This is a genomic window from Nonomuraea coxensis DSM 45129, from assembly GCF_019397265.1.
Classification (GTDB): domain Bacteria; phylum Actinomycetota; class Actinomycetes; order Streptosporangiales; family Streptosporangiaceae; genus Nonomuraea; species Nonomuraea coxensis.
Genome location: NZ_CP068985.1, coordinates 2,144,630 through 2,171,010 on the forward strand (window position 1 = coordinate 2,144,630; position 26,381 = coordinate 2,171,010).

A 26,381-nucleotide genomic window follows, 5' to 3' on the forward strand; every position below is an offset into this window, starting at 1 on the left:
GTGCGGACGGCGGGCGGTTGAGCGGGCCTCCTGGCGGACATACAGCGACCGTGACCATTGACCACGCGGCCATCGAAGCCCGCCGTGCCGAGATCAGGCGCCGTCACGTGTTAGCGCACCGGCCGTCGAGCAGCGCCCGTGGCCTGCACCACGTGGCCCTGCTCTCGTCGGACGTGGAGCGCACCATCCAGTTCTACCAGGACCTGCTGGAGTTCCCGCTCACCGAGATCATCGAGAACCGGGACTACAAGGGCTCCAGTCACTTCTTCTTCGACATCGGCAACGGCAACCTGCTCGCCTTCTTCGACTTCCCCGGCCTCGACCTCGGGCCGTACCAGGAGGTGCTGGGCGGGCTGCACCACATCGCGATCTCCGTGGACCCGGCCACGTGGGAGCGCCTGCGCGGAAAGATGGAGATGGCCGGCGTGCCGCACCAGATCGAGAGCGGCGCCTCCATTTACTTCAAGGACCCCGACGGCGCGCGGCTGGAGCTGCTCGCCGACCATCTCGGTGAGATGTACGGCGCGCGGGTGCTGTGACCCGCACGTGTTGCTTGCGCGTGTTGCCCGCGCCTTCTCAGCGTCCGCACTCCTCGGCGTCCGCACTCCTCGGTGCCCGCTCCGGCGCCTGTCCGCTGCCGGTGCGGCTAGCGTCGCGAGGGGCGGCGCGTGCGCGGCTTGCCCGCTCGGGGCGCCTGCCTGATGCCGGAGTGCTGCTCGGCGCGCTCCTCCTTCTCCTTCCTGACCGCGTCACGTAACGCCGACAACAGCCGGCGGCGTCTGGCCCTGTTGGCCTTCGTCCTGGGCGTCTTCGGGGGTGAAGACTTGTGGGTCTTTGGCATGGGGATGTCCTACCCACCCCCTGGGCGCTTCCATACTTGAGGGCATGCGGCTTACGGAATTCTGGCGACGTATGAACGCGCACTTCGGCGAGGCGTACGCCGAATCGTGGGCCCGCGACTACGTGATCGCCCCCCTGGGCGGGCGCACCGTGATGCAGGCACTGGCCGACGGCGAGAGCGCCAAGACGGTCTGGCGGGCGGTGTGCCAGGTCGAGGACGTCTCGTCCAAGCTGCGCTGACCCTCACTCCTGGCCCTGGGCGGCGTCCAGGGTCTGCCGGAGCGCGTCCGCCGTACGGTCGAGGTCGTCCGCGCCGCCCTGACCTCTCGGCGACCACAGGAACACCCAGCCGCTGGACGACGGGGTGGCGAAGATGAGCGTCTGGCGGCCCGTACGCGGGTGCCACGCCCACAGCACCGGCTCGTCGCCGCCGACCATGCGGCTCACCAGCCCGTGGTCCGGCAGCAGCTCCGCGAGCGCCTGCAGATGGGCGCGCCGTTCACCGGTGTAGCCGCTCGCCACGTCACCGCCTCCAACCGTCACCCCTCCAGTTGAGTCTCCCCAGCTCACCACGCATGACAACACGCCGCCGCGAACGGTCGTGAACATCATCAGGGCCCTGATCCCGCCGCGCTCTGGGTGACCTTCCGGTTCCCGTGTGTTCCTGCTGTGATCGAACAGCCGTTCGGCTACCATGGAGAACGCCGGGCCACGTCTTCCCCGGCAGTCGCAGAAAATGTCGGTGGCAGGCCGTAGCTTTCACTCGACTGATCGGACCACGACCCTCCAGGGGGAGTTCCCATGGCAATCAACGACCGCGAGAAGGCCCTCGAGACCGCACTCGCTCAGATCGAGCGGCAGTTCGGCAAGGGCTCTGTGATGCGCCTGGGCGACGACGCCCGAGCTCCCATCGAGGTGATCCCCACCGGGTCGATCTCCCTCGACGTGGCGCTCGGCATCGGCGGCCTCCCGCGCGGCCGCATCGTCGAGATCTACGGTCCGGAGTCGTCAGGCAAGACCACGGTCGCCCTGCACGCGGTGGCCAACGCCCAGCGGGCCGGCGGCATCGCGGCGTTCATCGACGCCGAGCACGCCCTCGACCCCGAATACGCCAAGAAGCTGGGGGTCGACACCGACGCCCTGCTGGTCTCCCAGCCCGACACCGGTGAGCAGGCGCTGGAGATCGCCGACATGCTGATCCGCTCCGGCGCCGTCGACATCATCGTCATCGACTCGGTGGCCGCCCTGGTGCCCAAGGCCGAGATCGAGGGCGAGATGGGCGACAGCCACGTCGGCCTCCAGGCCCGCCTCATGTCGCAGGCCCTGCGCAAGGTCGCCGGCGCACTCAACAGCACCGGCACCACCGCCATCTTCATCAACCAGCTGCGCGAGAAGATCGGCGTCATGTTCGGCAGCCCCGAGACCACGACCGGTGGCAAGGCGCTCAAGTTCTACGCCTCGGTGCGCATGGACATCCGCCGCATCGAGACGCTCAAGGACGGCACGGAGGCGGTCGGCAACCGCACCCGGGTCAAGGTCGTCAAGAACAAGATGGCCCCGCCCTTCCGGGTCGCCGACTTCGACATCCTCTACGGGGTGGGCATCTCCCGCGAGGGCGGCCTGATCGACATGGGCGTGGAGCACGGCTTCGTGCGCAAGTCGGGAGCCTGGTACACCTACGAGGGCGACCAGCTCGGCCAGGGCAAGGAAAACGCCCGCAACTTCCTGCGCAACCACCCCGACATGGCCAACGAGATCGAGAAGAAGATCAAGGACAAGCTGGGCGTGGGCCCGCGCCTCGACGCCCCGGCCGAGCCCGCCGCCGCGCCGGCACCGGCTCCCGCCACCTCGGGCCGCGGCTCCAAGTCCACTCCGAAGCCGGGTGACGTCTGACCGTCGCCCATGAGTGACACGCCTTGGCCACAGGTGCCCCGGCCGCGGGGCGCCTGGCCCGACCACCCCTGCACCACCGGCGGCCAGACTCGTGACTGACTCACCGACCCCTCCGCGTTCCCGTTCCCGGGCCAGCTCCAGTTCTCGTGACCTGGCCCGTTCCGCCGCCGACGGCTGGCCCTCCGTGGAGGAGTGGCGCGCCCAACGCCTCGCCCAACGCGCCTCCGACTCCCCTCACCACCCCGGCGAGGAGGAGCCCCGCCCGGAGGACTCGGAGAACGCCGCCTACGGCCCCGACGACCAGCACGCCCCCCTCCAAGAGACCTCCGCAGCCAGCGCCAAACCCACGAAGCCCCGCAACCGCAACAAACGCCGACCACGCGACGACCAGGACCGAGGAGCCCCGCCCACCCCCAACACCGACGACCCCACGTCCACCACTCCTCCCGAGGCCTGGTCACCGGTCACCTCTGCCGAAACGTCGTCACCAGCGACTTTTACCGAGACGTCGTCACTAGCGACCTCGACCGAGACGTCGTCATCAGCGACCTCTACCGGGGCCTGGTCCTCAGCCCTCGCTGACGAGCCCCACCCATCCGGCTCCTACAGAGACCGTGCGGCGGCTGCCGCCACGTCCTTCTTCGGCGATGCCTCAAGCCACAACCCCGGTGAGGCCACAAACACCCACCCCTTCTTCACCAACACGCCGGTAGCTGCACCTTCCACCGGGTTCTTCGACCGAGACGCAACACCTTCCGCAGACGGTGACAAGGCGCCTTCCGCCGGCTCCTCCGACGAACCGGCGGCATCCTCCGCGCCCCCTCTCGGCGACGACGATCACGCAGCACCTTCCACTTCCGCCGGTTCTTCTGCCGGCGGGACGGTCTCCTCAGCAGGTCCCCTTGCCGATGGGGCAGTACCACCTTCCACCGGGTCCCCTGCTGGTGATGACGCGGTGCTTTCCGTCGCTTCTTCCGATGGAGAAACGGCGCTCTCAGAAAGTCCTGGGGTTGATGCTGCTGCGCCCTCCGGGGGCTCTCCAGACGAAGATGCCCCCTCGAGTGGTGGCGTTTCTGCTGAGCTTTTGCCCGGGCCCACTGACGTCACGCCTACGCTCTCCGACAGCCCGCGCGAGCCTGCGGGCGAGGACTCGGTCGGTACGTCTGTCGGTGAGCCTCGCGAGAAACGGTTCAGCCATCCCCCGGAGGAGGAGTTGTCCGACGGCCCGTCCAGCGTGCTGCTGAGCGATTCTCGCGGTGCAACGGCAGACAGCCTGAAGCTCTTTGTGGCCAGGGGCTCTGCGTCGGCTGGTGATGTGAGGAGCGCATCGGCGGATCGTCTTCAAAGGGACGTAGCGCCAGGTCTGGCCGAGGAAAGCATCGCGCCGGATCCGACCCAGGAAAATGGGGCGGCGTATCCCCCTGAGAGGGACACTCTGGATTCCCCGTACGGAGGGCTGTCGGCAGGTGTCGCCGAGCGGGACCAGAGGACGGATCCCGCTGAAGGTGGTGATGTGGCGAGTCGCACTGAGGACGTCACGCTGCACTCTGCAGAGGAGCCCGTCGTGGCGAGTTGCGCTGAGGGGGACGTCAATACCGAGGGAAGCGTCACCGAGAGGGACGTCGCGACCGAGAGGGACGTCGCGACCGAGAGGGACGTCGCGACCGAGAGGGACGTCGCCACCGAAGGGGACGCCGAGCATGGCGTGACCGCCGACGTTGTGCCAACTCAGGATGCGACAACCCAGGATGTGATCTCTGAGGGCCTGTCCAGCGAGGGCCTGTCCAGCGGGGACGTGACGGGGGCGGGCACCGTCGCTGACGGCACCGTTACGGACGGTGCCATCGCTGACGGTGTCACCGCTGACGGTGTTGCTGCTAAGGGTGGCGGCGCTGCTGAGGGCGTTGTCGGGGAGGTTCTCGGAGAGGCCTCGGGTGGTCGGCGTGGCGAAAGCCCTTCTGCTGAGGGGTCCAGTGGCCTGGACTGGGGTGGGAGTCTTCTGGGCGGCGGGGGCGAGGATGGGCGGCGGGACGGTGGCAGGAGAGGGCGGCGCGGTGGGCGCCGTACCGGAGGTAAGGGGCGGCGGAGTTCCGGGCGTTCGTGGTTGCCGGACGGGCCCGATGAGGAGAGCCCGGCCGCGTCCGCGCCTCCGGCGGATCCGGAGTCGGTGGCTCGGGCTGTCGTCCTTCGGCTGCTGACGATGGCGCCCAAGACGCGGGCTCAGCTCGCCGAGGCGCTTCGCAAGCGGGACGTGCCGGAGGAGGCGGCCGACGCGGTGCTCGACCGGTTCTCGGAGCTGGGGCTGATCAACGATGAGGCGTTCGCCGAGGCGTGGGTCGATTCCCGGCATCACGGGCGTGGGCTGGCCAAGCGCGCGCTGGCGGCCGAGTTGCGTCATCGGGGCGTGGACAACGACACGGTCAAGGAGGCTGTGGAGCGGCTGGATTCCGATCAGGAGGCGGAGACTGCTCGGCGGCTGGTGGATCGCAAGCTGGCGTCGACCCGTTCCCTTGATCCGCAGACTCGTACCCGCCGCCTTGCGGGGATGCTCGCCCGCAAGGGGTACTCGTCGGGGCTGGCGTACCGGGTGATTCGGGAGGCGCTGGATGAGGAGGGCGTCGATCTGGAGGGCGACGGCTTTCCGTAGGGTCGTTGTTCGCGTGGGCGGGGGCTTTCGCAGGGACGGACTGGCGGGTTGGCGGCAGGACGAGCGCCAGCGCCAGCGCCAGGAGGTCTCGTTCCCGCTTCCTTGGGTGGTTGTAGTTGTGCGGGATGGCAGTGGCTGGTGGGGGTCTGGGGAGGCTGTTCTGGGTGGGATGGCGAGTGGGGTGGTCGGCTGATAGCGAAATCATCAGTTTTCCTCAGTCTTTGTCTGCGATGATCAGTGTGTGAAGCTCTCCGAATGGGCCAAGCGGAACGGCGTCCATTACCAGACCGCCTGGAAGTGGGCTCGGGACGGGACGATGCCGGTCCCGGTCGTCAAGACCGCGACCGGCCGATACCTGGTGCTCGAGCAGCCCGCCGACAGGGACGGGCGGGCCGTGGCGTACTGCCGGGTCTCGAGCGCCGGCCAGAAGGCGGACCTCGAGCGGCAGGCGGGGCGTGTCGTCACCGCCGCGACCGGGATGGGGCTGACCGTCTCGGACGTGGTCACCGAGGTCGGATCCGGGCTGAACGGCAGGCGGCCGGAACTGGCCCGGCTGCTGCGCGATGCGTCCGTTTCGGTGATCGTGGTCGAGCACCGCGACCGCCTGGCCCGGTTCGGCATGGAGCATCTGTCGGCCGCACTCGAGGCGAGCGGGCGGCGCATCGTCGTGATCGACGACGCCGAGGTGGAAGACGATCTGGTGCGGGACATGACCGAAGTCCTCACCTCGTTCTGCGCCCGCCTGTACGGGCGGCGCTCGGCGTCCCGCCGCGCCAAGGCCGCTCTGCGCGCCGCCCGGCAGGTCGCGTGAGCGACCGCCAGGGCTACCGAGTCGAACTGACCCCGACGCTGGAGCAGCGCGCCCGTCTCGGGCAGCACGCGGGCCTGTCGCGGGTGGTGGAGAACTTCTGCCTCGAGAAGGTGAAGGCCGCGCTCGAGCAGCGAGAGGCGGAGAGGACCTACGACATCGCCGAGGAGGACCTGACTGCGATCCCGTGGTCGGCCCCCGCGCTCGAGCGGATGTGGCGCCTGGAGCACCGCGACCGCTACCCGTGGTTCACCGAAGAGGGCCTGTCCTCAAGAGTGCCGAAAGAGGCATGCCGGGTCCGGGCGGCCGGGTTCAAGAACTTCTTCGACTCCAGGTCCGGGAAAAGGAAGGGCCGCAAGGTCGGCTTCCCGGACTGGCGCAAGCGCAAGCACGGCTCGAGGTTCCGCTACGACGCCGGCCGCGCCCGGCCCGAGTCCCCTCGAATCATCCGCCTGCCCGGCGTCGGCAAGGTGCGCACGCTCGAGGACATGTCGTGGCTCACCGGCCGGATCGCTGACGGGCGCGCCCGTGTGATCGGCTCCACCGTGAAGGAGTCTGCCGGCCGCTGGTGGGTGTCGTTCCAGCTCCAGATCGACCGGGCCGACATCAACGAGCACCGCACGGTCCCGGGTGATGCGCCGGCGTGCGGGATCGACGTCGGGGTGAAGACGTTCGCCACCATCGTGGACGACGACGGCACCGTCATTGAACTGCACGCCCCCAAGCCACTCAAGGCCGCGCTGCGGAAGCTGCGCAAGGCGGGCAAGGCGGTCTCGAGGAAGAAGCCCGGCTCGAGCAACCGGGCCAAGGCGATCGAGCGGCTCGCCAGAGTCCACCTTGAGGTGGCCAACCGGCGGGCCGATTTCCTGCACAAGACAACGACGATGCTCGCGAGATCCAAGCGGGCCATAGCCATCGAAACCCTGAACGTGACCGGCATGGTCGCCAACCGGCGTCTCGCCCGTGCGATCTCCGATCTCGGGTTCGGCGAGTTCTTCCGACAGCTTGAGTACAAGACCCGCTGGTACGGCTCGAGCGTGTGGGCGGCCGACCGCTGGTTCCCGTCCTCGAGACTGTGTGGCGGTTGCGGAACCATCAACCGGGAGTTGACCCTGGCCGACCGGGTGTGGACGTGCGGGTGCGGACTCGTCCACGACCGGGACGTCAACGCCGCCCGCAACCTGCTCGAGGCGATGAACCTCGAACAGAAAGCGGCCTAGTTCCACGTCGCCGGGCAGTTCCCCGGAGACGCTAAACGCCTGTGGAGGCGACGTAAGACCAGGCTCCGGCCTGGCAGATGCCAGCGAATCAGGCAAGAGGATCACTGAGATTCTCCGAACGGTGACGTGCGAGGATGCCGAGGAGGCATGGGTGGTGGGGGCGGTAACGGGTGATTCAGGCATAAATGGGTGATCTTGGGCTCAATGTGGAGATGCAGGCTAGTAAGACACGCTTGACGACTCGTTTGCTTGCTCGTGACCAGTTCGACGCATAACCTCGACGGCAGTGAGGAGTTACTCCGCGCAGCGCGGATTGCCATACCGGTGAGCGACGGACGAACGAGCGTGGTTGATGGAGGCGGGCGAGGTGTCGGCTGTGCGGGTCGACGCCCGGTCAGCCTTGGCTTGATATCGATCCCGGCGCCGTACGGGCTTCGCGTGGCGTGCTGGTGACCCCTCCCATTGTCTGGGTCCGCGTTATGGGGTGTTGACGACGCGAGGAGGGCGGGGCACACATGGGGCCGCTGGTCGTGGTGCTGATGGTGGCGGTGCTCGTGCTCGCGTTCGGGATGGTCGTCGCACTGCTCGTCGTCGTGCGCCGCACGTCCGGCGCCTCACCCAAAGGGGTGGCCAGGCCGAGTCCTGAGCAGGTGCAGGCCGTGCACGAGGAGCTCGAACAGGCGCGTGAGGAGGCGCGGGACATCCGCCAGAAGGCGGAGGTCGACGCCGAGGAGATGCTGCGCAGGTCCGAGGCGGCCGCCGAGAGCGCCGCGCGGATGCGGCAGGAGGTCGAGGCGGAGACCCGCATACTCAAGACCGAGCTCAAGGAACTGCGCGCCGACCTCGAGCGCCGCGAGGCCCGCCTGGCCGAGCGCGAGCAGCGGCTGGACGAGGAGGCCCGCCGCCAGTCCGAGCGTGACAGGAAGCTGGCGGAGACGGAGGTCGAGCTGGCGGACCGGCGCGAGGAGTTGCTCCAGGTGGAGGACGAGCGGCGGCTCATCCTGGAGCGGGTGACCGGGCTGACGGCCGAGCAGGCCAAGGCCGAGCTGGTCAAGGAGATCGAGAACCAGGCCAAGCGCGAGGCCGCGCTCATCGTGAGGGAGATCGAGAGCCAGGCCCGCAAGGAGGGCGAGAAGCGCGCCACCAAGATCGTGACGCTGGCCGTTCAGCGGGTGGCGGCCGAGCAGACGGCCGAGTCGGTGGTCAGCGTCCTGCACCTGCCCGGCGACGAGATGAAGGGCCGCATCATCGGGCGCGAGGGGCGCAACATCCGGGCCTTCGAGTCCACGACCGGCGTCAACCTCATCATCGACGACACGCCTGAGGCAGTGCTGCTGTCCTGCTTCGACCCGGTACGCCGGGAGACCGCACGCCTCACCCTGGAGAAGCTCGTCCTCGACGGGCGCATCCACCCGCAGCGCATCGAGGAGGCGCACGAGCGCAGCCGGCAGGAGGTCCAGGACCTCTGCGCGCGGGCCGGCGAGGACGCCCTCGTCGAGCTGGGCATCACGGACATGCACCCCGAGCTGACGCTCCTGCTGGGCCAGCTCCGCTACCGCACCTCCTATGGCCAGAACGTGCTGAAGCACCTCATCGAGTCCGCGCACATCGCCGGCATCATGGCCGCCGAGCTGAAGCTGGACCAGCGGCTGGTCAAGCGGTGCGCCCTGCTGCACGACATCGGCAAGGCCCTCACGCACGAGGTCGAGGGCAGCCACGCGCTCATCGGCGCCGAGATCGCCCGCCGCTACGGCGAGGAGGAGGACGTGGTGCACGCCATCGAGGCGCACCACAACGAGGTCGAGGTGAAGACCGTCGAAGCGGTTCTCACCCAGGCGGCCGACGCGATCAGCGGCAGCCGGCCGGGCGCGCGGCGGGAGTCGCTGGAGGCGTACGTGAAGCGGCTGGAGCGGCTGGAGGAGATCGCGCAGTCGTACGAGGGCGTGGAGAAGGTGTTCGCCATGCAGGCCGGGCGGGAGATCCGGGTCATGGTCAAGCCGGACGCCATCGACGACATCCAGGCCCAGGTGATCGCGCGGGACGTGGCCAAGCAGGTGGAGGAGGAGCTGACCTATCCCGGGCAGATCAGGATCACGGTGGTGCGGGAGTCGCGGGCGACCGAGTTCGCCCGCTGAGCCGTCGCCGGGTCCATGCCGGTTCGGGGCGTCGGGCCTACGAGAAGAGCTGCTGGTAGAAGGCGAGTTCGGCGGCCAGGGCGGCGGTGCGGGTCTCGGTGCGGCGGAAGCCGTGTGACTCGCCCTCGAACGCGAGGTACGTGCACGCCACCCCGCGCTCCGACAGCGCGTCGGCGAAGGCCGCCGACTGCTCGGGCGGCACCACGGGATCGTCCAGCCCTTGCAGGAGCAGCATGGGGCAGGAGACGCCGCCCACCAGGGCGAGCGGTTCGCGTTGGGCGTAGACCGCCGGGTCGGGGCGGCCGACGAGCCATTCCACGTACCGGGACTCGAAGTCGTGGGTGTGCGCGGCGAGCGGGCCGAGGGCGCTGACACCGTAGTAGGACACCCCGCCGGCGAAGACGTCCGAGCGGCAGCAGGCGGCCATCACCGTCCAGCCGCCCGCGCTGCCGCCGCGTACGGCGATCCTGGCCGGGTCGGCGAGCCCTTCGGCGGCCAGCCATTCGGCGGCGGCGACGACGTCGGCCACGTCCACCAGGCCCCACTGGCCGCGCAGGCGCTCGCGGTAGGCCCGGCCGTAGCCGGTCGAGCCGCCGTAGTTGACGTCGAGCACGCCGACGCCGCGCGTGGTGAAGAACGCCTTCTCCAGGGAGAACTCGCTGTTCGCGTGGGCGGTCGGGCCGCCGTGCACGAAGATCACGTAGGGGGGAAGGCCCTCGACGGCGGGCTCGTACGGCGGGTAGAGGTAGGCGTGCACCTCCTCGCCCCCCGGCACCCGGACGGCGCGGGGAACGGGCAGGAGAGCGGGGTCGGGCAGCCGCCCGGCGGCGGCCGGCCGCAGCAGCGTCGTGGCGCCCGCAGCACTGGCAGTGCCCGCAGCACTGGCAGTGCCCGCAGTGCCGGCAGTGCCCGCAGTGCCGGCAGTGCCCGCAGTGCCGGCAGTGCCCGCAGCGCCGGCAGTGCCGGCAGTGTCCGCAGTGCCGGTCAAGCGGGTCATGATGTCGACGGTCGCGACGGAACGAGGGGTTGTGGCGGCGTAGCCGATGCCGGTGACGGAGGTGCCGTCGGCGGTCAGCGCGGCGTCCCAGCCGCTGAAGGGCGTCTCCAAATCGGTGAGCGTGCCCGACTCGGGGTCGAGCACGCCGAGCCGCAGGTCGCCGCGCCCGTGCAGGACCGCGAGCCGGCCGTCGCCGAGCACCGCGTACGGCAGGCCGCCGAGCTGCCACGGCGCCGCCGCGAACTCCTCCTCGGCGGGACACAGGGCGCGGACGTCCTCGCCGCGCAGCGCGGTCTCGTACAGGTTCCACCAGCCGGAGGCGTCGGAGACGAGGTAGAGGTGGCCGTCGTCGCGCCAGGAGGGGGCCAGCACGGACTCGGCGGGGCCGCCCTTCACCGGCCAGGACTCGCCGGTCTCCAGGCTGGTGACGCGGACCTCGGTGCCGTCCCAGGGCATGTTGGGGTGGTCCCAGCAGACATAGGCGAGATGTCGGCCGTCGGGGGACACGGTGGGGTAGGCGTAGAAGTCGTGCCCGGTGACCCGTTCGCGAGGCTCGCCGTCGCCGTCGAGCGGGACGGTCACGATGGCCCGGCTGACCGTGCCGTCTTCGGCGTGCCGCTCGCGTACGCACCAGACCTGCCCGTCACGGACCAGCAGGTCGGCGTAGCGGGCGCCCTCCTGGGTGAGGGGCTGCGGCTTGCCGTCGGCGCCGAGCAGGTAGAGCCGCTGGTCCTCCAGGTTGGCGAAGACGACCTCGTACGCGGGGGTGACGGCGTAGGGGCGGCCGCCGTACTCGTGGACCCTGGTGCGGGCGTTCCACGGGGGCGCGAGCAGTTCGTGGCAGGCGCCGTCGGGGGCGCGGTGGATGACCGTGGTGCGTCCGCCCTCGTCGGGGCGGTCCTCCGTCCACCACACCCGGCCGTCCCTGGCCGTCGGCCAGGCGGGGCGCGTGCCCGAAGCCGCCACGTCTCGCGTCGATATGGGGGAGGGCCAGAAAGGCATACCCGCATCCTGCCGGAAGATCACCGGCGGTGGTGACCGGTCCCCCTAGATCACCGGCACTTCCGGCCCCCGCCTGAGCTGCGCTCATGTTCGCTGAAGGCCCCTGGGAGGGCGGGGTCAGGGGCAGCCCTCGGGGGCGGGGAGGGCGGAGGGGAGGGTCAGGCCGGTGTCGCCGAACCACTTGCGCAGCAGCCGCTCGGCCGTCCCGTCACGCCACATCGCGGCGATGGCCGCGTTCACCGCCTCGCAGGTCGCGGTGTCCCCCTTCTTGATCCCGACGCCCCACCGCTCCACGCCGACGGGGTCGCCGAGCAGCCGGAACCGTCCGGGGTCGGCCGCGGCGTAACCGGCCAGCACCAGGTTCTCGGTGCTCACCGCGTCGAGTTGCCCGGCGTCGAGCTTGCGTACGCAGTCGGAGTAGTTCTCGGCGGGCACCAGGCGCGCCGGCAGGCCCAGCTTGCCGTCCGGCGGCGGGTCGACGATCCGCCGGTACGAGTTCGACCCCTTGGCCAGGCAGAGCCGCGTATCCCGGAGGTCCTGGTTGGTGCGGATCGTGGTGTTCGTGGCGAGGACCATCGTGTCCTGGGGCACCGACACGTACGGCCCGCCGAACGTCACCCTGGGCCTGCGGGCCGGGATGATCGCATAGGTGGCGAAGACGAGGTCCACGCCGCCGTTCTGGAGCATGGCCTCGCGTGCGGACGATGGCGCCTCCCGCCAGGTGATCCGCACGTCCCGGCCGGGGGCCAGCGCCCGGACGACGTATCTGGCCACGTCGACGTCGAAGCCCTGCGGTTCGCCGGTGCCGAACTTCAGCCCCAGCCCGGGCTGGTCCCACTTGGTGCCGACCGCGACCCGCCCGCCGCCCCTGATCTTGTCGACGACGGTGACGTACGAGCCGCCGGAGCCGCAGGAGACAAGGCAGGCAGCCGAACAAACGGCCAGGAAGACAGGCGCCCCCGCATCCCACCACCGCCCTCTCCTCCGTCCAGGAGAAGTGTGCGCGCCGGGGACCGCGGGAGGGCCGCCACGCGAGCGGCCCTCACCGAGCCGTAACCGCTTCTTGGAGCTTTCCCGGCCAGAGGATCAAGGTCCTCAGAGCGTGGCGGTGGCCCCGCCCGCGCCGACCGCCGGGGGAGCCGCGACCGGGCCCGCCGCGGACGTACGGCTGCGCCGGCTGCGCCGCTCCAGCCAGTGCGCGAGAGCGCCGAGGGCCAGGTTGATCAGCACGTAGATCAGCGCCAGCACGATCGCGCTCGGGATGAGGTTGCCGTAGTTGACCGCGAACTGCTTGAGCCCGGCGTTCAGCAGGTCCTCGTAGGCGATGATCCAGCCGAGCGCGGTGTCCTTGAGCAGCACGACCATCTGGCTGACGATGGCCGGCATCATGGCCGTCGTCGCCTGCGGCACCAGCACGAGCCGCATGACCTGCGACTTGCGCAGCCCGATGGCGTACGCGGCCTCCGACTGGCCCTTCGGCACGGCGAGGATGCCGGCCCGGACGATCTCCGCCAGCACCGACCCGTTGTACAGCGTCAGGCCGATGACCACGGCCCAGAACGCCGGCACGCTCATCGTGTAGCCGCTCAGCGTGGCCGGCCCGGCCTGCACGAAGAAGATGAGGATCAGCAGCGGGATGGCGCGGAAGAACTCCACGACCCCGCCGCACACCACGCGGATCACCCGGTGGTCGGAGAGCCGGCCGAGGCCGAACAGCACGCCGAAGACCACCGCGAGCACCGCCGCGACCACCGCCGCCTGCAACGTGCCGACCAGGCCGGGCAGGATGAACCCGGTCCAGGTGTCGCCCCGCAGGAACGGCTCCCACTTGTCCGCGTCGAGCTGGCCCTTCTCGCCCAGCGTGGAGATGACCAGGTAGGCGATGAACAGCAGCACGGCGGCCGACAGCAGCGTGAGCGCGTTGTTGCGCAGCCGGGCGCGCGGGCCGGGCGCGTCGAAGAGGACGTTCGTGCTCATCGCGCCACCGCCATGCGCTTGGCCAGCCAGCCGAACAGGAAGCCGGTGGGAAGGGTCAGGACCATGTAACCGAAGGCGAAGCCCAGGAAGATGGGGATGGTGCCGCCGTAGTCGTCGAACATCTGCTTCATCTGCGCCGCCGCGTCGAGGTAGCTCGCGACGATGACGATCGTGGTGTTCTTGGCGAGCGCGATCAGGATGCTGCCCAGCGGGGAGATGACCGTACGGAACGCCTGGGGCAGCACCACGAGCCGCAGCGTCTGCGTGAACGTCAGTCCGATCGCGCGGGCCGCCTCCGCCTGTCCCATGGACACGGTGTTGATGCCCGAGCGCAGCGCCTCGCACACGAACGTCGCGGTGTAGGCGGCCAGACCAGCCACGGCCCACCAGAAGTAGTTGGTGGTGGGGTCGCCGGAGAAGGTGAGCTGCATCGTGTCGCTGAGCCCGAGCGCGCACAGGATGAGCACGAGGGTGAGCGGGGTGTTGCGCACCACGTTGACGTACGCCGCGCCGGCCCACCGCAGGACGGGCGTCGGCGCGACCCGCATGGCCACCAGGATCGTGCCCAGGACGAGCGCGATGACGGCGCTGGTGAGGGTGAGCCTGATGGTCGCCCAGAACCCGAGGAGGATCTTGTCGAGTTCCTGGACGAGGGGGGAGAAATCAAAAAGGGCGGAGGTGTCCATGACTTTCCTCGTCAGGGGAGCTCACCGGCGGGCACGCTGGCGCGCCCGCCGGTGAGTGACCGGGTCTTGGACGGGGATCAGGCGCAGCCCTCGGCGGGGGGCGCCGCGGTCTCCATCTTCAGGCCGGTGCCGGCGAAGTGCTTCTCCAGGAGCTTGGCCGCCGTGCCGTCGGACCACATCTCACCGATGATCTTGTTGACCTCGTTGCAGGTCTCGAGGTCGCCCTTCTTCAGGCCGACGCCGTACTTCTCGTCCGTGAACGGGGCGGCCGCGACCTTGACGCTGCTGCCCTCGCGCTTGGCGAACCCGGCGAGGATCGTGTCGTCGGTCGTCACCACGTCGACCGCGCCGCTCTTGAGCTTGGCGATGCACTCGTCGTAGCCGCCCGCGGGGACCAGGGTGGCCTCGACCTTGAGGTTCTGCTTGTTGGTGCCCTCGGTGATGTTCTTCCACGAGTTGGAGCCGCTGACCTGGCAGACCTTCTTGCCCTTCAGCGTCTCCAGGCTGGTGATCGAGGAGTCGTCGGCCCGGATCAGGGAGTCCTGGTGCGCCAGGTAGTAGGGGCCGGAGAAGGTCACCTGGGGCTTGCGGGCCTCGGTGATCGAGTAGGTCGCGATGACCATGTCGACCTGGCCCTGCTTCAGGAAGCTCTCACGGTTGGCGGAGCGGGCCTCCTTGAACTCGATCCCGCTCTCCGGCACGCCCATCTTGCCGGCGATGTACTTGGCCACATCGACGTCGAAGCCCTCGACCGTGCCGTCAGGCTTCTTCAGCCCCAGGCCGGGCTGGTCGTACTTCACGCCGATGACGAGCTTCTTCTCGTCCTTGGCCTTCTGCAACACGGTGGTGGCCTCGCCGCCGCCACAGGCGGTGAGCCCGGCGATCATGGCGCCGGCCGCGGCCAGGGCAACACCCACCCGTCGGATCTGCATGTCCTACCTCGGCTCTCTCAATGCGTCAGAATCTTGGAAAGGAAATCCTTGGCCCGGTCGGTCTGCGGTGAGCCGAAGAAGGCGTCGGGGGTGTTCTCCTCGACGATCTGGCCGTCGGCCATGAACACCACCCGGTTCGCCGCCCGGCGGGCGAAGCCCATCTCGTGGGTGACGACCATCATCGTCATCCCGTCACGGGCCAGGCTCACCATGACGTCCAGGACTTCCTGCACCATCTCGGGGTCGAGCGCGGACGTCGGCTCGTCGAAGAGGATCATCTTCGGCTCCATGGCGAGCGCCCGTGCGATCGCCACCCGCTGCTGCTGGCCGCCGGAGAGCTGCGCGGGGTGCTTCTGCGCCTGCGCGGCGATGCCGACCCGCTCCAGCAGCTCCATGGCCCGCCTCTCGGCGGCGTCGCGGCCCTGGCCGCGCACCTTGACGGGGCCGAGCGTGACGTTCTCCAGGATCGTCTTGTGCGCGAACAGGTTGAAGGACTGGAAGACCATGCCGACTTCCGAACGCAGCCTGGCCAGCCCTTTGCCCTCCTCGGGAAGAGGCTGTCCGTCGAAGACGATGCGACCGCCGTCGATCGTCTCCAGACGGTTGACGGTCCGGCAGAGCGTCGACTTCCCGCCGCCCGACGGGCCGATGACGACCAGGACCTCGCCCCGGAAGACGGTCAAGTTGATGTCCTTCAGGACGTGCAGCGCCCCGAAGTGCTTGTTGACGTTCTCCAACCGTACGAGTGGAGCACCGTCACCGTTGTCCGTCATGGGTAGAACCGTACGGGCCTCCAGGACGCTGGTCACTAACCGAGCGGTACCGATCCGATCACATCCGGCCGTCAAGCTGGCCTTTTAGATCGGTACGGACTGCCGGGACCCGGACAACGACTACCCTGGAATGTGCCATGACTGTGACCCAGGAGGGCGCCCGCACCTACGAAGTGCGCACATACGGGTGCCAGATGAACGTCCACGACTCCGAGCGGCTGTCCGGCCTGCTGGAGGAGGCGGGCTACGTGCCCGCGTCCGACGGCGAGACCGCCGACGTCGTCGTGTTCAACACGTGTGCCGTGCGGGAGAACGCCGACAACCGCCTCTACGGCAACCTCGGCCACCTCCGCCCCGCCAAGACCCGCAACCCGCGCATGCAGATCGCGGTGGGCGGCTGCCTGGCGCAGAAGGACCAGGGCGAGATCGTCCGCAAGGCGCCCTGGGTCGACGTCGTGTTCGGCACCCACAACATCGGCTCGCTGCCGGTGCTGCTGGAGCGGGCCCGCGTCGAGGGCGAGGCGCAGGTCGAGCTGAAGGAGTCGCTGGAGACCTTCCCCTCCACGCTGCCCACCAGGCGCGAGTCCGCCTACGCCGCCTGGGTCGCGATCTCGGTCGGCTGCAACAACACCTGCACCTTCTGCATCGTGCCGTCGCTGCGTGGCAAGGAGAAGGACCGCCGGCCCGGCGACGTCCTGGCCGAGGTGCGCACGCTGGTCGAGCAGGGCGTCCTGGAGGTCACCCTGCTGGGCCAGAACGTCAACACCTACGGCGTCGAGTTCGGTGACCGGCTCGCCTTCGGCAAGCTGCTGCGCGCCTGCGGCGACGTCGAGGGCCTGGAGCGGGTGCGGTTCACCTCGCCGCACCCGGCCGCGTTCACCGACGACGTGATCGCCGCCATGGCCGAGACGCCCAACGTCATGCACCAGCTCCACATGCCGCTCCAGTCGGGCTCCGACCGGGTGCTGAAGGCCATGCGCCGCTCCTACCGGGCCGAGCGCTACCTCGGCATCATCGAGCGGGTGCGCGCCGCGATGCCCGACGCCGCGATCTCCACCGACATCATCGTGGGCTTCCCCGGCGAGACCGAGGAGGACTTCCAGGGCACGCTCGACGTGGTGCGGCAGAGCCGCTTCGCCAACGCCTTCACCTTCCAGTACTCCATCCGCCCCGGCACCCCGGCGGCCACCATGCCGGACCAGGTGCCGAAGGAGGTCGTCCAGGAGCGCTACGAGCGGCTGGTCGCGCTGCAGGAGGAGATCTCCTGGGAGGAGAACAAGAAGCAGGTCGGCCGCACGCTCGACGTGCTGGTCGCCGAGGGCGAGGGCCGCAAGGACGACGCCACGCGCCGCCTGTCCGGCCGTGCCCCCGACAACCGCCTGGTCCACTTCGCCGCCGGTGACGAGACGCCGCGGCCGGGCGACATGGTGACGGTGGAGGTGACGTACGCCGCGCCGCACCACCTGGTGGCCGACGGCCCGGTGCGCGCGCTGCGCCGCACCCGCGCGGGCGACGCCTGGGCGGCCCGGCAGGGCGGCTCCGGCGGCGGCCAGGGCGTGCTCCTCGGCATGCCGGCCATCGGCCGCCCGGCCCCCGCTCCCGCCCCGGCGACGAACGGCTGCTCCCTCACCTGAGGGCGGCTCAGCAGTCGTCGAGGATGGTCTCCATGGCCGACTTCTCGGCGGCGGTGACCCAGACGTCGTACTTCGCCTTGACGTCGATCTGGCGGGCGATGTACGTGCAGCGGTAGGACTTGAGCGGCGGCAGCCAGGTGGCGGCGTCGGAGTCGCTCTTCTGGCCGTTCAGCGGGCCGTCCGTGGCCTGGAGGTTCAGCGGGTCGTTGGCGAACTCCTTGCGCTTGGTGGCCGACCACTGCTGGGCGCCCTTCTGCCAGGCGTCCGAGAGCGGGATGAGGTGGTCGATCTGGACGGCCGTGCTGGTGTCCTGGCCGCGCTTGAACTTGATCGTCTTGCCGCTGTAGGGGTCCTTGAGCGTGCCGGTCAGCACGATGCAGTCGTGCGTGCCGGACTTGAAGGTCTCGTCCTCCAGGTCGCGCTTGAGAATGTCGTTGCGGGTGTCGCAGCCGTTGCGGTCGACGTCGGCCCAGGAGGGGCCGAACTCGTCGCGGTCGAAGCCGGTGCGCGGGGCGCGGCCCTTGACCTGGAGCTTGGCGAGCTTCTTGCGGGCGTCGGACACCGACGCCGAGTCGGGTTTGGAGGCTTTGTCGGAGTTGCCGGTGGAGAGCTGGGCCTCCAGCTCGCCGCAGCCTGTCACCAGCACGGCCACCGTGGACAGACCCGCTACCAACGCCCGTACGCGCACGTCGAACTCCCGAAACTCCAGTTTTCGTAAAGTTTAGGGATAAATGCCCTCAAGAGCGTCGAGTAGCCATGCTGCGAGATAACGGGTGAACGACGACCGCACGTAGATCCGGTACGTGTCCGCCGCCCGCCGCTCCAGCAGCACCGACGCCCGCCCCAGGAACGTCTGGGCATGACCGCGGAACACCGACGGATGCAGGTCGAGCGGGCAGCCGGTGATCAGGACGTCCTCGGCCGCGGGGCCGGACAGCTCCAGGACCGTCCGCTGGTCCGACACGTCCACCCATTCCGGGCCGGGAGCGACGTTCCCCGTGACGAGCCACCAGGACGGGCCGAGCGCGAGGCCCATCCCCGGGTCCGCCCCCCGTACCTCCCACATGGGCTCGAAGGCGATCTCCCGCAGCCGCGCCGCCGGGGTGCTCGCCGCCTGGAAGCGGGCGGCGAACGCGGCGGCCGGGCTCTCGGCCGGCCACGGCTCCCCCTGGTACGGGCCCACCTCCATGGTCAGCGGCAGGCCGTCGCGACGGTCGTTGCCCGGATCGAGGAAGACGGGGGAGCAGACGGTCACGGGATGGGCCACGCCGTCGCACACGGCGGTGAGCCGGTCGCCCGGCTCGGCGTCCCTGACCAGGGCGAGCGCGAAGGCGCGGCCGAGCGCCGCGCTCGCGTAGGCGGAGGTCACGTGCCCCAGCGTCGGCGTCCCCTTGCCGGAGGTGAGCTGCGCGCCCTCGGGCACGACCGCCGCGGGATCGTCGGGCAGCAGGCCGACCAGGCGCTTGCGGCCGGGGCGGGCGGTGTCCGGGCGGGCGTGGGAGCGCCTGCCGACGAAGTCGGGCTTGCGGGAGGAGACGATCCACGACATGCCGAGGTCCTGCGGCGTCACGGTGCCGTCGGTGTCCTGGCCGACGATGGCGAAGCCCTTCTCGGCGCGCAGCACGTGCATGGTCTCGGTCCCGTACGGCACCGCGCCCAGGCCGAGCACCGCCTCCCACAGCGCCCGGCCGTGCCGCCAGGGCACGTTCACCTCGTACGCCAGCTCGCCCGAGAAGCTGATCCGGAACACCCGTCCCGGCACCCCGAGCACGTCGGTCTCCGCGTAGCGCATGAACGCCAGCTCCACCGCGCCGGGCGCGACCGCGGCGATCACCTCGCGGGCCCGCGGGCCGGCCACGGCGACCGTCGCCCAGTGGTCGGTCACCGAGGTGAACGACACCTCCAGCTCCGGCCACTCGGTCTGGTGCCACTCCTCCAGCCGGTCGAGCACGGTGGCGGCGTTGCCGGTGGTCGTCGTCATGAGGAAGTGCGTCTCGGCCAGCCGGGTCGTGGTGCCGTCGTCGAAGACCATGCCGTCCACGCCGCACATCAGCCCGTAGCGGCAGGCGCCGACGGGCAGCGTGGAGTAGAGGTTCGTGTAGATCCGGTCGAGGAAGGCGCCCGCGTCCGCGCCCCGGATGTCGATCTTGCCGAGCGTGGAGGCGTCCATGGCGGCGACGCCGGTGCGCGCGGCCTCGCACTCGCGCCGCACGGCCGCCGCCATCGTCTCCCCCTCGCGCGGGAAGTACCAGGGGCGCTTCCACTGGCCGACGTCCTCGAACACGGCCCCCAGCGCGACGTGCGCGTCGTGCATGGCCGTGGTCCTGACCGGGTCGGACAGCTCGCCGCGGTCGCGCCCGGCCAGCGTGGCGAAGGACACCGGCGTGTACGGCGGCCGGAACGTCGTCGTCCCCACCTGCCCCGGCTCCGCGCCCAGCAGGGCGGCCGTCACGCCCACGACCACCGCCCCCGAGGTCCTGCCCTGGTCGGCGCCGGTGCCCGCGGTCGTGTAGCGCTTGACGTGCTCCATCGAACGCAGCCCGGCCCCGGTGGCCCTCGCCAGGTCGGCCACGGTCACGTCCCGGTGCAGGTCGGCGAAGGCGGGCTCGGGCGAGGCGCCGGCCACCGACCAGAGGGCCGCCGGTGGGCGCGGGGGACGCCGGCCGTCCTCGGGGACGCGCAACCCGTGCCCGGACCGCCCGGCCGCCTCCGCCCCGGCGGCGTGGCCGTCGGCGATGGCCTCGCTCGTGCCGTAGAGGCCACGGCAGGCCCCGGCCGACCGCTCCGCCTGCGCGGACGTGCCCGGCACGAAGGCCAGCAGTTCCTCGTCGTAGCGGAGCCGGCCCTGCGACTGGCTGAACAACTGCACCGCAGGGTTCCAGCCGCCGGCGACGGCCAGCAGGTCGCACGCGAAGTCCCGGTCGCCGGCCCGTACGCCGGTCAGCACGCCGTCGGCGTCGCCGGAGGTGCCCGTCACGACCTGCCCGGCCAGCACCTCCACCCCTTCGACCGGCGGCGCGGAAGGCCGCGGGTCCACGACCGCGAGCACCTCCACCCCGGCGTCCGCCAGGTCGCGGGCGGCCTCGTAGCCGGAGTCGGCGCAGGCGAACACCACCGCCCGCCGTCCGGCCCGCACCCCGTACCGGTTGGCGTACGCGCGGGCGGCCGAGGCCAGCATCACCCCCGGCCGGTCGTTGCCGGGGAAGGCGAGCGAGCGCTCGTGCGCGCCCGTCGCCAGCACCACCCGCCGCGCCCTGATGTGCCACAGCCGCTCGCCGCGCGGCCGGCGCTCCACGGCGACCACGTAGTTGTGGTCGTAGTAGCCGACGGCGGTGGTCCTGGTCAGCACGCGGGCGGGCAGTTCGAGGCCGGCCACCCATTCCAGGGCGGGCCGGCCGTCCAGCGTGACCCGGCTGTTCAGCAGGTCGCCGCCGAGCCGCGGCTGCTCGTCCACGAGGATCACCCGCGCGCCCGCCCGCCCGGCGGCCACCGTGGCCGCCAGCCCGGCCGGGCCGCCGCCGACCACGAGCACGTCGCAGTGCAGGTAGCCCTTGTCGCAGCGGCGCTCGTCCCGCGCGTCCGGGTCGACGCGGCCCTTGCCGCGCAGGCTCCACGCCTCCAGCCCGTCGTACAGCTCGACCGTGGTGGCCGCGAGCATGGGGTCGGCGCCCACCCGGACCAGCGCGTTCGGCTCCTCGGGGCCGGCGGTGAAGACGCCGCGCGGGCGGCCCAGCTCCACGCTGCGGCCGACCACGCGCACGCCGCTCCGCAGCAGCGCGGCGGCCAGCGTGTCGCCCGGCTCGCCCCGGTAGGCGCGGCCGTCGAAGGTGAATCTCATCGGATCTCCTGCGTGAGCGTGTGCCGCTCGACGGTGAACCAGGTGCGGCAGCCGTGCGCGTGGAACCAGCGCTCGTGGAACCAGCCCTTGGGGTTGTCGCGGGTGAAGACGTACGCGGCCCACTCGGCGTCCGTGGTCTCGCCGGCCGGGTAGGGGACGCCGGCCTGGCCGCCGTAGCGGAACTCGGTCTCGTCGCGCGGGCCGCAGAAGGGGCAGGGGATGAGCAGCATCAGTGCGCCACCGCCGCCGCGCCGTGCTCGTCGATGAGCGCCCCCGTGGTGAACCTCTCCAGCGCGAACGGCTCGGCCAGCGGGTGCGGGCGGCCGTGCGCGATCGTGTCGGCATACACCCAGCCGGCGCCGGGGGTGGCCTTGAAGCCGCCGGTGCCCCAGCCCGCGTTGACGAACAGGTTCTCCACCGGCGTGCGGCCGATGATCGGGGAGGCGTCGGGGGAGACGTCCACGATGCCGGCCCAGGTACGCAGCACGCGCACCCGGCTGAAGATCGGGAACAGCTCCAGGGCCGCCGCCATCTGCGCCTCGATCACGTGCACGCCGCCGCGCTGCCCGTAGGAGTTGTAGGCGTCGATGCCCGCCCCCATGACCAGCTCGCCCTTGTGCGCCTGGCTCACGTAGACGTGCACGGCGTTCGACATCACCACGCAGTCGAGCACCGGCTCCAGCAGCTCCGACACCAGCGCCTGCAGCGGGTGCGACTGCAGCGGCAGCCGGAACCCGGCCAGCTCCGCCAGCACCGACGTGTGCCCGGCGGCGGCCAGCGCCACCTTCCCCGCCGCGATCCGGCCGCGCGAGGTGCGTACGGCCGTGACCCGGCCTCCCGTGATCTCGAAGCCGGTGACCTCGCAGCCCTGGATCAGGTCGATGCCGTAGGCGTCCGCCCGCCGGGCCAGCGCCCACGCCACGTGGTCGTGCTTGGCGATGCCGCCGCGCCGCTGCAGCGTCGCGCCCATGACCGGATGCCTGGGGCGGTCGGAGACGTCGATGACCGGGCAGAACTTCTTCACCTCGGCGGCGTCCAGCCACTCGGCGTCCACGCCGTTGAGCCGGTTGGCCTCGACCCGGCGCCGGCCCTCGCGCACGTCGCCCAGGCTGTGCGCCAGGTTGAGCACGCCGCGCTGGCTGAACTGCAGGTCGTAGTCCAGCTCCTCGCTCAGGCCCTCCCACAGCTTGAGCGCGTGCTCGTAGAGGGCGGCGCTCTCGTCCCACAGGTAGTTGGAGCGGATGATCGTGGTGTTGCGGGCCATGTTGCCGCCGGCGAGCCAGCCCTTCTCCAGGACGGCGACGTTGGTCAGGCCGTGGTTCCTGGCCAGGTAGTAGGCGGTGGCCAGGCCGTGGCCGCCGCCGCCGACGATCACCACGTCGTACGACGGCCGCGGGCCGGGGTCGCGCCAGAGGAAGTCGGGGTGGGTGCTGGGCCGGGTCAACGCCTGATCTTCTCCATCCCGGGGTCGTACAGGGGCTCGGCGGCGACCTCCGCGGGAACGCGGCGGCCGAAGTATGAAATGTCGACAGGTGTCCCGGGAGCGGCGAGGTCGGCCGGCAGCCAGGCGTAGGCGATCGGGCGCTGGACGGTGTGGCCGTAGGCGGCGCTGGTGACGTAGCCGACGGTGCGGCCGCCGTGCCGTACGGGCTCCTTGCCCATGACGACCTCGGTGCTGAGCAGCGGGACCAGCTTGCGGGTGACCTCGCGGCGCAGCGCGTCACGGCCGAGGAAGTCCTTGTCGTCGCGGACGGCGAAGGCGAGGCCCGCCTCGTACGGGTTGTGCTCGCTCGTCATGTCCACCCCCCACAGCCGGTAGCCCTTCTCCACCCGCAGGCTGTTGAACGCGGCCCGCCCGCCGGCCACCGCGAGGCCCCTGGCCCAGAGGGTGTCCCACAGCTTGAGCCCCATGTCGGCGGTGGTGTAGAGCTCCCAGCCCAGCTCGCCGACGTACGACACCCGCAGGGCCAGCACCGGAACGTGCCCGACATATCCGGACTTGCAGGTGAAGTAGCGGAAGCCTTCGTTCGACAGGTCCAGGTCCGTCAGCGGCTGCACCAGCTCCCTCGCCCGCGGCCCCCACACCCCGACGCAGCAGGTGCCCGGCGTGATGTCCCGCACCCGCACGCCGCCCGGCGCGTGCCGGGAGAGCCAGTCGAGGTCGAGGTTGCCGTTCGCGCCGACCTGGAAGCGGTCCTCGGCCAGGCGGGCGACGGTCAGGTCAGACCGGACGCCGCCCCGCGCGTCCAGCAGGAGGCTGTAGGTGACCGAGCCGGGCCTCTTGTCCACGTTGTTGGTGGTCATGCGCTGCAGGAACGCCGCCGACCCCGGGCCGCTGACCTCGATCCGCTTGAGCGGGGTCATGTCGTAGAGCGCCACGCGCTCCCTCGTCGCATGCGACTCGGCGGCGGCGATCGGCGACCAGTAGCGGCTCGCCCAGGCGTCCCGCCGCGCCGCGCCCAGCAACGGCTCGTCCGCCAGGCTCTCCAGCAGCGGCGCGTTCGCCTCGAACCAGTGGGGCCGCTCCCATCCGGCCGCCTCCAGGAAGAACGCCCCCAGCTCCCGCTGCCGCACGTGGAACGGGCTGGTGCGCAGCGGGCGCGGCGACTCCATCGGCTGCAGCGGATGGATGACGTCGTAGACCTCGACGAAGTTCTGCCTGCCGCGCTCCTCGACGAAGGCGGGGGAGAGCTGCGCCTCCTCGAACCTGGCCAGGTCGCACTCGTGCAGGTCGAAACCCGACGTCCCGTCCACCAGCAGCTCGGCCACCGCCCGCGCGACCCCGGCCGAGTGCGTCACCCACACGGCCTCGGCCAGCCAGAAGCCGTCGAGGTGCGGCGCCTCGCCGATCAGCGGGAAGCCGTCGGGGGTGAAGGAGAAGACGCCGTTGATGCCGTCCTCGTACGCGGAGCCGGCGAGCGCGGGCAGCAGTTCGACCGCGTCCCGCCAGGCCGGCTCGAAGTCCTCCTCGGTGAACGCCTGCACCGACGGCATCACGGTGCCCTTGGCCGGGATCTCCTCCTGGGTGACCGGCATGGGACGGTGGGCGTAGGAACCGATGCCGAGGCGGTCACCGTACTGGCGGAAGTAAAGGTCGCGGTCCTGGTGGCGGAGGATGGGGCCGGGGCGGCCCAGGTCGAGCGGGCCGGACCTGGCGTACTGGTGGGCGAGCGGCAGCAGCGGCACCGTCAGGCCGGCGAGCCGCCCGATCGACGGCCCCCAGAAGCCGGCCGCGCACACCACGACGTCGGCGGGGATCGTGCGGTGCTCCCCAGCGGCCAGCACCGTCACGCCGGTGACCCGGCCGCCGCGCTGCTCGACGCCCACGACCGTGTGCCGTTCGAGGAAGCGCGCGCCGCGCTCGCTCGCCCGCGCCGCCTGCGTCTCGCCACAGGCGACCGCCGCGGCGAGGCCGTCCGTGGGCACGTGGAGGCCGCCGAACACCTTCGTACGGTCCAGCAGCGGCCACAGCTCCGCGCAGCCGTCGGCGTCGAGCAGCCGGCCCTCGACGCCCCACGACTCGGCCCAGCCGAGCTTGCGGTGCAGGTCGGCCCAGCGTTCCGGGGTGGTGGCCACCTCCAGGCCGCCCACCTGGCGGAAGCAGTGCTCGCCGAGCGCGGTGTACTTGCGCACGGTGTAGGCGGCGAACTCGGTCATCGTCTTGGCGGGGTTGGTCTGGAAGACCAGGCCGGGCGCGTGCGAGCTGGACCCGCCGGCCGCGAACAGCGGCCCCTGCTCCAGCACCGTGACGTCGGTCCAGCCGCGTTCGGTGAGCTCGTCGGCCAGGGCGCACCCCACGATCCCGGCACCGATGATCACCAAGCGGGGCCGACTCATGGCGCCTCCGGTTGTTCCTTAATACGCAACACGCACCGGACTACGCAACGACCATAGATCCCCGCCCGCCCCGGAACAAGAGCCCCCACCCTCGTGTGGACCGCCGGAGCCGGCACGCCGTACGCTCGTGACGGATCATGGCACGTCAGGAAGGTCGGCATGGCGCAGCGGCGCTTACTGGAGGGTCTGGGGGTCACCGTCGCCGAGGAGACGGCCTACCGCGCCCTGCTCCGGCACGGCCCCGCGACCCTCAACGAGCTGGGCGCCGAGACCGGCTCCTCGGCCGCCGCCATCCGCCGCATGCTGCCCCGCCTGGAGGACCTCGGGCTCATCTCGCGCGTCGCCGGACGGCCGCTCCGGCTCGTCGCCACCCCGCCGAACATCGCCATCGACATCCTCGTCGCCCGCCGCCAGGAGGAGCTGACCCACAGCCGCGCCGCCGCCGCCCTGCTCGCCACCGAGGTCGCCGAGCGCAGCGGGCCGCAGCCCGAGGAGGTGCTGGAGGTCGTCACGGGCAGCGACGCCGTCGCCCGCCGCTACCTCCAGCTCGAACGCAACGCCACCCGGGAGCTGCTGGTGCTGGTGCATCCGCCGTACGCGGTGGACATCAGCGACGACCACGAGAACCAGCGCCGCGCCGCCCGCAGGGGAGCGCCCGTCGTGCGCGGCATCTACAGCCCGCTCGCCTTCGAGCAGCCCGGCATGCTCGCCCACACCCGCCGCGCCATCGCCGACGGCGAGCAGGCCAGGCTCGGCCAGGTGCCGGTCAAGCTGGCCGTCGCCGACGCCCGCACCGCCATCCTGCCGCTGGTCTCCGACGAGGACCGGGCCGTCGAGAGCGCCCTGGTCGTGCACCCGTCGGCGCTGCTGGACGCCCTGGTCGGGCTCTTCGAGACGCTGTGGCGGGCCGCCGTGCCGCTGCGCCTCGCCGAGGACCGCCTCCAGCCCGAGGGCTGGCCCCAGGCCCCCGACGCCGAGGTGCTGGCCCTGCTCGCCGGCGGCATGAAGGACGACGCCATCGCCCGCCAGCTCGGCCTCAGCCCGCGCACGGTGCAGCGCCGCGTACAGGTCCTCTGCGAACGCCTCGGCGCCCGCACCCGCTTCCACGCCGGCTTCCTCGCCGCCCAGCGCGACCTGCTCTCCGAATGACCCGCGGCTGACA

General features: G+C 71.0%; 22 protein-coding genes. 9 read left to right on the forward strand and 13 right to left on the reverse strand.

The window, feature by feature from the left end:
• The first annotated feature begins 50 nt into the window (after nt 1-50).
• Nucleotides 51-539 carry a VOC family protein gene (locus Nocox_RS10335; protein ID WP_020541750.1) on the forward strand — a complete coding sequence of 163 codons (489 nt, stop codon included), beginning with the start codon at nt 51-53 and terminating at the stop codon, nt 537-539.
• A 107-nt stretch (nt 540-646) separates the two neighbouring features.
• Here the strand turns inward: Nocox_RS10335 and Nocox_RS10340 are convergent, their stop codons facing one another.
• Entirely contained in the window at nt 647-841 is a 195-nt protein-coding gene (locus Nocox_RS10340; protein ID WP_157382888.1) for a hypothetical protein, read from the reverse strand.
• Nucleotides 842-885: 44 nt separating this feature from the next.
• On the opposite strand from Nocox_RS10340, the gene Nocox_RS10345 reads away from it, so the two are divergent.
• Complete coding sequence (locus Nocox_RS10345; protein ID WP_026214037.1) at nt 886-1,080, forward strand: DUF3046 domain-containing protein; 195 nt, start codon at nt 886-888, stop codon at nt 1,078-1,080.
• 3 nt (nt 1,081-1,083) lie between these two features.
• Here the strand turns inward: Nocox_RS10345 and Nocox_RS10350 are convergent, their stop codons facing one another.
• Nucleotides 1,084-1,383, reverse strand: a complete 300-nt coding sequence (locus tag Nocox_RS10350) for a hypothetical protein (RefSeq protein WP_169577007.1) — start codon at nt 1,381-1,383, stop codon at nt 1,084-1,086.
• Nucleotides 1,384-1,641: 258 nt separating this feature from the next.
• Here Nocox_RS10350 and recA point away from each other — a divergent pair, with 258 nt between their 5' ends.
• The 5 genes from recA to rny all read left to right on the forward strand — a co-directional run bounded on the left by recA (nt 1,642) and on the right by rny (nt 9,543).
• Nucleotides 1,642-2,733 (forward strand): recombinase RecA, encoded by a 1,092-nt coding sequence (recA, locus tag Nocox_RS10355; protein WP_020541754.1) that lies wholly within the window; start codon nt 1,642-1,644, stop codon nt 2,731-2,733.
• Between the two features lie 1,795 nt (nt 2,734-4,528).
• On the forward strand, nt 4,529-5,380 hold the full coding sequence (recX, locus tag Nocox_RS10360; protein WP_282707148.1) for a recombination regulator RecX: 852 nt from the start codon (nt 4,529-4,531) through the stop codon (nt 5,378-5,380).
• A gap of 241 nt (nt 5,381-5,621) precedes the next feature.
• Complete coding sequence (locus Nocox_RS10365) at nt 5,622-6,191, forward strand: IS607 family transposase (protein WP_020541756.1); 570 nt, start codon at nt 5,622-5,624, stop codon at nt 6,189-6,191.
• Nucleotides 6,188-7,408: an RNA-guided endonuclease InsQ/TnpB family protein gene (locus Nocox_RS10370; RefSeq protein WP_020541757.1), complete on the forward strand. Its 1,221-nt coding sequence runs from the start codon at nt 6,188-6,190 to the stop codon at nt 7,406-7,408. The genes Nocox_RS10365 and Nocox_RS10370 overlap by 4 nt, the downstream gene beginning before the upstream one ends.
• Before the next feature lie 515 nt (nt 7,409-7,923).
• A complete protein-coding gene (gene rny, locus Nocox_RS10375) occupies nt 7,924-9,543 on the forward strand; it encodes a ribonuclease Y (protein ID WP_020541758.1) in 1,620 nt (539 codons plus the stop codon).
• Nucleotides 9,544-9,580: 37 nt separating this feature from the next.
• Here rny and Nocox_RS42920 read toward each other — a convergent pair whose 3' ends face one another.
• The 6 genes from Nocox_RS42920 to Nocox_RS10405 all read right to left on the reverse strand — a co-directional run bounded on the left by Nocox_RS42920 (nt 9,581) and on the right by Nocox_RS10405 (nt 15,910).
• On the reverse strand, nt 9,581-11,506 hold the full coding sequence (locus Nocox_RS42920) for a S9 family peptidase (protein WP_246649764.1): 1,926 nt from the start codon (nt 11,504-11,506) through the stop codon (nt 9,581-9,583).
• A gap of 153 nt (nt 11,507-11,659) precedes the next feature.
• Nucleotides 11,660-12,487 carry a transporter substrate-binding domain-containing protein gene (locus Nocox_RS10385; RefSeq protein WP_033408402.1) on the reverse strand — a complete coding sequence of 276 codons (828 nt, stop codon included), beginning with the start codon at nt 12,485-12,487 and terminating at the stop codon, nt 11,660-11,662.
• 150 nt (nt 12,488-12,637) lie between these two features.
• A complete protein-coding gene (locus Nocox_RS10390; protein ID WP_020541761.1) occupies nt 12,638-13,519 on the reverse strand; it encodes an amino acid ABC transporter permease in 882 nt (293 codons plus the stop codon).
• Nucleotides 13,516-14,205 (reverse strand): amino acid ABC transporter permease, encoded by a 690-nt coding sequence (locus Nocox_RS10395; protein ID WP_020541762.1) that lies wholly within the window; start codon nt 14,203-14,205, stop codon nt 13,516-13,518. The genes Nocox_RS10390 and Nocox_RS10395 overlap by 4 nt, the downstream gene beginning before the upstream one ends.
• 77 nt (nt 14,206-14,282) lie before the next feature.
• Entirely contained in the window at nt 14,283-15,137 is an 855-nt protein-coding gene (locus tag Nocox_RS10400; protein WP_020541763.1) for a glutamate ABC transporter substrate-binding protein, read from the reverse strand.
• A gap of 17 nt (nt 15,138-15,154) precedes the next feature.
• Nucleotides 15,155-15,910: an amino acid ABC transporter ATP-binding protein gene (locus Nocox_RS10405; protein WP_051112487.1), complete on the reverse strand. Its 756-nt coding sequence runs from the start codon at nt 15,908-15,910 to the stop codon at nt 15,155-15,157.
• A gap of 137 nt (nt 15,911-16,047) precedes the next feature.
• Here Nocox_RS10405 and miaB point away from each other — a divergent pair, with 137 nt between their 5' ends.
• The gene (miaB, locus tag Nocox_RS10410) at nt 16,048-17,544 is read left to right on the forward strand and encodes a tRNA (N6-isopentenyl adenosine(37)-C2)-methylthiotransferase MiaB (RefSeq protein WP_020541765.1); all 1,497 of its coding nucleotides are present in this window, start codon (nt 16,048-16,050) and stop codon (nt 17,542-17,544) included.
• Between the two features lie 7 nt (nt 17,545-17,551).
• On the opposite strand, the gene Nocox_RS10415 is transcribed toward miaB, so the two are convergent.
• The 5 genes from Nocox_RS10415 to Nocox_RS10435 are packed head-to-tail and all read right to left on the reverse strand — an operon-like array spanning nt 17,552 to nt 25,219.
• On the reverse strand, nt 17,552-18,232 hold the full coding sequence (locus tag Nocox_RS10415) for an HNH endonuclease family protein (protein WP_026214040.1): 681 nt from the start codon (nt 18,230-18,232) through the stop codon (nt 17,552-17,554).
• 33 nt (nt 18,233-18,265) lie between these two features.
• The gene (locus tag Nocox_RS10420; protein ID WP_020541767.1) at nt 18,266-21,382 is read right to left on the reverse strand and encodes a 2Fe-2S iron-sulfur cluster-binding protein; all 3,117 of its coding nucleotides are present in this window, start codon (nt 21,380-21,382) and stop codon (nt 18,266-18,268) included.
• Nucleotides 21,379-21,612 carry a sarcosine oxidase subunit delta gene (locus Nocox_RS10425; protein WP_020541768.1) on the reverse strand — a complete coding sequence of 78 codons (234 nt, stop codon included), beginning with the start codon at nt 21,610-21,612 and terminating at the stop codon, nt 21,379-21,381. Before Nocox_RS10425 ends, Nocox_RS10420 begins: the two co-directional genes overlap by 4 nt.
• Nucleotides 21,612-22,826 (reverse strand): sarcosine oxidase subunit beta family protein, encoded by a 1,215-nt coding sequence (locus Nocox_RS10430; protein ID WP_020541769.1) that lies wholly within the window; start codon nt 22,824-22,826, stop codon nt 21,612-21,614. Before Nocox_RS10430 ends, Nocox_RS10425 begins: the two co-directional genes overlap by 1 nt.
• On the reverse strand, nt 22,823-25,219 hold the full coding sequence (locus Nocox_RS10435) for a GcvT family protein (protein ID WP_026214041.1): 2,397 nt from the start codon (nt 25,217-25,219) through the stop codon (nt 22,823-22,825). The genes Nocox_RS10430 and Nocox_RS10435 overlap by 4 nt, the downstream gene beginning before the upstream one ends.
• 159 nt (nt 25,220-25,378) lie before the next feature.
• Here Nocox_RS10435 and Nocox_RS10440 point away from each other — a divergent pair, with 159 nt between their 5' ends.
• Nucleotides 25,379-26,368 carry a helix-turn-helix transcriptional regulator gene (locus Nocox_RS10440; protein WP_020541771.1) on the forward strand — a complete coding sequence of 330 codons (990 nt, stop codon included), beginning with the start codon at nt 25,379-25,381 and terminating at the stop codon, nt 26,366-26,368.
• Nucleotides 26,369-26,381: the final 13 nt, after the last annotated feature.